Annotated in this window: 5 protein-coding genes; all 5 read left to right on the forward strand. The window is 53.0% G+C overall.

The genetic code is table 11. The annotated features are described in order from the left end of the window. Positions 1-1440, forward strand: a 1440-nt coding sequence (locus HN413_18085; protein MBT3392311.1) for an FAD-dependent oxidoreductase, incomplete at its 5' end; no start/stop codon positions are given. Positions 1441-1457: 17 nt separating this feature from the next. Further along, positions 1458-2204 carry a DUF4405 domain-containing protein gene (locus HN413_18090; protein ID MBT3392312.1) on the forward strand — a complete coding sequence of 249 codons (747 nt, stop codon included), beginning with the start codon at positions 1458-1460 and terminating at the stop codon, positions 2202-2204. A 6-nt stretch (positions 2205-2210) separates the two neighbouring features. Then, positions 2211-2969 carry a hypothetical protein gene (locus tag HN413_18095; GenBank protein MBT3392313.1) on the forward strand — a complete coding sequence of 253 codons (759 nt, stop codon included), beginning with the start codon at positions 2211-2213 and terminating at the stop codon, positions 2967-2969. Positions 2970-2993: 24 nt separating this feature from the next. Beyond that, a complete protein-coding gene (locus HN413_18100; protein ID MBT3392314.1) occupies positions 2994-3479 on the forward strand; it encodes a Rieske 2Fe-2S domain-containing protein in 486 nt (161 codons plus the stop codon). Positions 3480-3489: 10 nt separating this feature from the next. Continuing rightward, positions 3490-4635: a c-type cytochrome gene (locus HN413_18105; GenBank protein MBT3392315.1), complete on the forward strand. Its 1146-nt coding sequence runs from the start codon at positions 3490-3492 to the stop codon at positions 4633-4635. Positions 4636-4709 lie beyond the last annotated feature (74 nt).

The raw sequence follows: 4709 nt of genomic DNA on the forward strand, positions 1-4709 counted from the left end.
GGCATGATGCGGTATGGCATTCCGGTCTATCGCTTCGATATGGAAGCCATGGACCTCGAAATTCAGGCCATACTGGATCTGGGCGTCGATATTCGTTATAACACCCCGATTGGCGAAAAAATCACTCTGGCCGACTTGCGCCGCGAAAATGATGCGGTATTTCTAGGCATCGGGCTGATGAAGGGACGCAAGCTCAATATAGAAGGCTCCGATAGTGATGGCGTCATCATCGCGGTAGATTTGCTGCTCAACTACAACCTGGGCTACAAAGTCAAGCTGGGTAAAAAAGTCCTAGTGATCGGTGGCGGCGATGTGGCTATGGATGCCGCCCGCACAGCCCTGCGCCTGGGTCAACCTACCAGCGAACAACAAAACGCCCTGAAAGATACCGAGGCCCGCGCCGACGAAGAAGCGGAAACTGTAAAAACCGCACTGGATGTCGCCCGCGCCGCCCTGCGCCTGGGCGTATACGATGTAAAGATGATTTCCCTGGAAGATTGGGATGAATTACCAGCATCGGACTTTGAGCTGGAAGAAGCCCTTGAAGAGGGGATTCAACTCCATCCCAGGGTAGGCCCCAGCCGCATTATCAGTGAGAATGGCAAAGTTGTCGGACTAGAAACCATTGATGTTGAATCCGTCTTCGATGAAAAAGGCCGCTTCAGCCCCAAGTTCAAGCCTGGCACCGAGCGCGTTTGGGATTGTGATACCGTCATCCTGGCAATCGGGCAGCAAGCCGATCTGGAAGTACTCGGCGGCGCTGATGATGTCAAACTTTCGCCCCGCGGATTAATTGAAGTCAACCCCGACAACGGACAAACTTCTGCCGTCGATATTTTCACCGGTGGTGATGCGGCCTACGGCCCGCGCCTGATTATTGATGCCGTCAAACACGGCCATGTCGCCGCTTTGGGTATCGAAGAATTCATTCAGAAAAAAGCGCTCAAGGTTGAAGTTCAAACTGAGTGGACAGAACTCTCAAACCATGTCATGTTTGAAAACTGGACCAAGCTCGAACAGCGCAAAGTACCGTCTTTGCCTGTAGATCGGCGCACCGGGATTACAGTCGTCGATTTAGGTTATTCCGAGAATGAAGCCGCAGAACAGGGCAGCCGCTGCCTGGAATGCAGCGTCAACACAATCTTTGATGGGCAAAAGTGCATTCTCTGCAATGCCTGTGTAGATGTTTGCCCATGGGATTGCTTAAAAATTGTTAGCCTTAATCAGATTGAAAGCGACGAACTCTTTGGGCAAGTTGTTGAAGCACAATTGGGCAAACCGCTTTCGACTTATAAGGATGAGAAAATCCCCACAGTAGCAGCCATGCTCAAAGATGATGAAGCGTGCACGCGTTGCGCTCTATGCGCTGAGCGCTGCCCGACTGACGCAATTACGATGGAGGCCTTCCGCTTCCAAGAAGTACTTTCTTACGGCGATTAGGTTAACAGGAGAACCCCATGCAACGAATAAAAGATTTCATAGTCAACTCACGAGTATGGCGGTCATTCTTCCGCCACGGCTGGCCGGACAATCCGCTCGACCGTTCACTGGTAATGACCTCCAATATTTTCTTTCACCTGCATTCGGTGAAAGTTAGCCGCAAAAGTCTGCGGGCAACATATTCGTTTGGTCTTGGCATCATGTCGGCGATTGTGTTCGGCGTGTTGAGCGTCACGGGTATTTTGCTAATGTTCTACTATACGCCGACGGTTGAGCGAGCTTATAGCTACATCATCACCCTGCAAACGTTGGTACCCTTCGGTCAATTGCTGCGCAATCTGCACCGTTGGGGCGCGCACCTGATGGTAATTGTGGTGGTCTTTCACATGGTGCGTGTGTTCTATACAGGCGCCTACAAACCGCCGCGCGAATTCAACTGGGTGGTTGGCGTTGTGCTGCTCTTGCTTACATTGGGCGCCAGTTTCACTGGCTATTTGCTGCCCTGGGACCAGCTCGCCTATTGGGCCATTACTGTCGGCACCAGCGTGGCCGCGTATGAACCGATGATGGGTTCGGTGATTAAGGCAACCTTGCTAGGCGGGCCTGAAGTTGGACAAGAGGCCCTGACCCGTTTCTACGCGCTGCACATTATGGTAATCCCGGCTGGAATTGCACTGCTGACCTCGCTGCACATGTGGCGCGTGCGTAAAGATGGTGGGCTGGCCGCACAAGACGCCCCCGACGCAGAGATTGTAGAGGAGTAGAGAATCATGAGTAACGAGAGTTTTAGCAAAGATACCAGCAAAACAAAAACCTATTCGTTGGTTGAGTTGGTCAAAGCCCCCACAATTATGACAGATCGTGGGCCAGACAATTCCATCTTCTCCTTCCCAGTAGTAGCCATTATGGAGTTACTACTAACCTTGATCGTGGTTGTCCTGCTGATGGCTATGTCACTGGGCGTCAATGCTCCCCTGGAAGAGATCGCCAATCCCAACACCACCACAGACCCAGCCAAAGCGCCCTGGTATTTCATGGGGTTGCAGGAAATGCTCGAGCACGGACATCCCACCCTGATGGCAGTCCTGATGCCAGCACTGATGGTTGTATTTGTAATCGCCATTCCCTATCTCGATAACTCGCGCGCAGGCTCCGGGGTCTGGTTCACCTCAAAACGCGGTAAACGCATCACTTTATATACTAGCATTTACACCCTTATCGTGATGCCGCTGTACGTTTATCTCGACACAACTTTCCCCGCACGTGAGTTGCTGCGTGGTCAACTGCCCGATTTTGTGCTGCAAGCCGTGTTTCCGGCGCTGCTGATGGGTGTAATTGTCGGGTTGCCTTTATTGGTTGTCTGGCGACTCAAGCCTACCTCGCGTGAATTCGTGTTGACCCTGTTCACGGTGTTATTCGTCAGCGCGGTGATATTCACCCTGGCTGGTTTCCTGTTCCGCGGCCCTGGTTTTGAATTGTATTTGCCCTGGAATATGCCCGGCCATTACAGCCCGTGGGATAACTTATAAACCGTTGCATGAGGAGAATGTATCATGAGTGAACAAAAAACGAAAAAATCTCTCTCCCGAAGCCAATTTCTGGGGATCGCCTGGGGTGGCTCGCTAAGTCTCATCTTCGCCCAGGCTACTGTTGCCCTGCTGAAATTCATTGAGCCGGTTTCTAGTGGCGGCTTTGGTGGCTCGATATACGCTGGCCTCATTGATGAATTCGCCATCAACAGTATCAATCGCATTTTGGCCGGACGGTTTTTCCTTTCCCGAACCGAAGATGGCGTGATAGCCCTATGGCAAAAATGTACTCACCTAGGTTGTGCGGTGCCGTGGGTTGAGGAAGAGGGACAATTCCATTGCCCCTGCCACGGCTCATTATTCAACGAAGTAGGCGATGTTATCGGTGGCCCGGCCCCGCGCCCGCTCGATTTCTTCCCCGCTGAAATCAAAAGCGGCGAGGTCTGGGTGGATACCAGCCAACCCACCGAAAGAAGCAAACATCAGCCCGAGCATATTACTGGCGCATAGGGAGATAACCATGAATAAAAATGAACCGAACTACGAACGCTACCTGATCATTGGGTTGGTTCTCACCCTGCTGGTGCTAGCCGGTTTTTCATACTACTGGTTTGGTGAAACTGCCCGACTAACACACGCTGCCGATGAGATCGCCGCCGAACGGGTGCGCCACGGGCGTACCGTCTACATGGACCAATGTGTTTCCTGCCACGGCGCAGAAGGCGAAGGCGGCGTTGGCCCTGCACTGAATGATCGAAAAGTGCTTAAAAATACGCTCGACAGCATCTTCTTCTCGGTAGTTCGCTCTGGCGTACCCGGCACCGAAATGCCCGCCTGGAGTGTAGACTACGGCGGTCCGCTAACCGATGAAGATGTGCGCAATGTTGTCGCCTTCATCCGCGCCTGGGAACCCGATGCACCGCTTATCGAACCGGTAGTCTTCGTTCCCGACGCAGCACGCGGCGCATTATTCTTTGAAACAACCTGCGCGCTTTGCCACGGTGAGGGTGGCATGGGCACAGACGAAGCTCCGGCGCTCAATGACGCGGAACGGCTTGGCGCACTGGATACTGAGTGGTATCGCGGCACAATTTACAATGGCCGCCCGGCAAAGGGCATGCCCACCTGGGGCACGGTACTCTCCCCCAATCAGATCGACGACATTCTGGCCTTGATTGATGCCTGGCGAGATGGCGCAGAAGTGACCGCAGCTTTCTCGGCAACCGACCTGATTTCATCGGCAGTCTTCTCACTGGAAGAGAACGATGTCGACAGCGCCAAACTCCACGTTACACGCGCACTTGGAATTACCGACGGCAAAGGCTTTGAGGTACTCACTAACGCTGCCGCTCAGTTAGTCGCAGACGATAACGCTGGGGCATTGGTTACGCTGACGGCGCTCAAAGAACAATGGCCAATGGGTGACGCCACGATTGGCGCAACACACTATGCCGAAAAATGCGCTGTCTGCCACGGTGAGGCGGGCAAAGGCGGCATTGGTAATGCGCTGCAACCCAACGAATTTGTCCAAACCAACTCCAACGCTGCGCTGGTTGAATTCGTCCTGGAAGGACGCACCGGAACCGCCATGGCTGGCTGGGAAGGGCGCGCCACAAATGAAGAAATTGCCAATATGATCGCTTTCTTGCGAACCTGGCAACCATAAACAATAAACCGAGCGAGTGAGGCTGCATTACTCCTCACTCGCTCTACATATTTTAAAAGAATAATTCTATTAAT

This window comes from Chloroflexota bacterium (assembly GCA_018648225.1).
Classification (GTDB): domain Bacteria; phylum Chloroflexota; class Anaerolineae; order Anaerolineales; family UBA11858; genus NIOZ-UU35.

Bases quoted from the DNA above. Each gene is read 5' to 3' on its own strand.
- HN413_18090 (MBT3392312.1), top strand. From the start codon at position 1,458: ATGCAACGAATAAAAGATTTCATAGTCAACTCACGAGTATGGCGGTCA.
- HN413_18095 (MBT3392313.1), top strand. From the start codon at position 2,211: ATGAGTAACGAGAGTTTTAGCAAAGATACCAGCAAAACAAAAACCTAT.
- HN413_18100 (MBT3392314.1), top strand. From the start codon at position 2,994: ATGAGTGAACAAAAAACGAAAAAATCTCTCTCCCGAAGCCAATTTCTG.
- HN413_18105 (MBT3392315.1), top strand. From the start codon at position 3,490: ATGAATAAAAATGAACCGAACTACGAACGCTACCTGATCATTGGGTTG.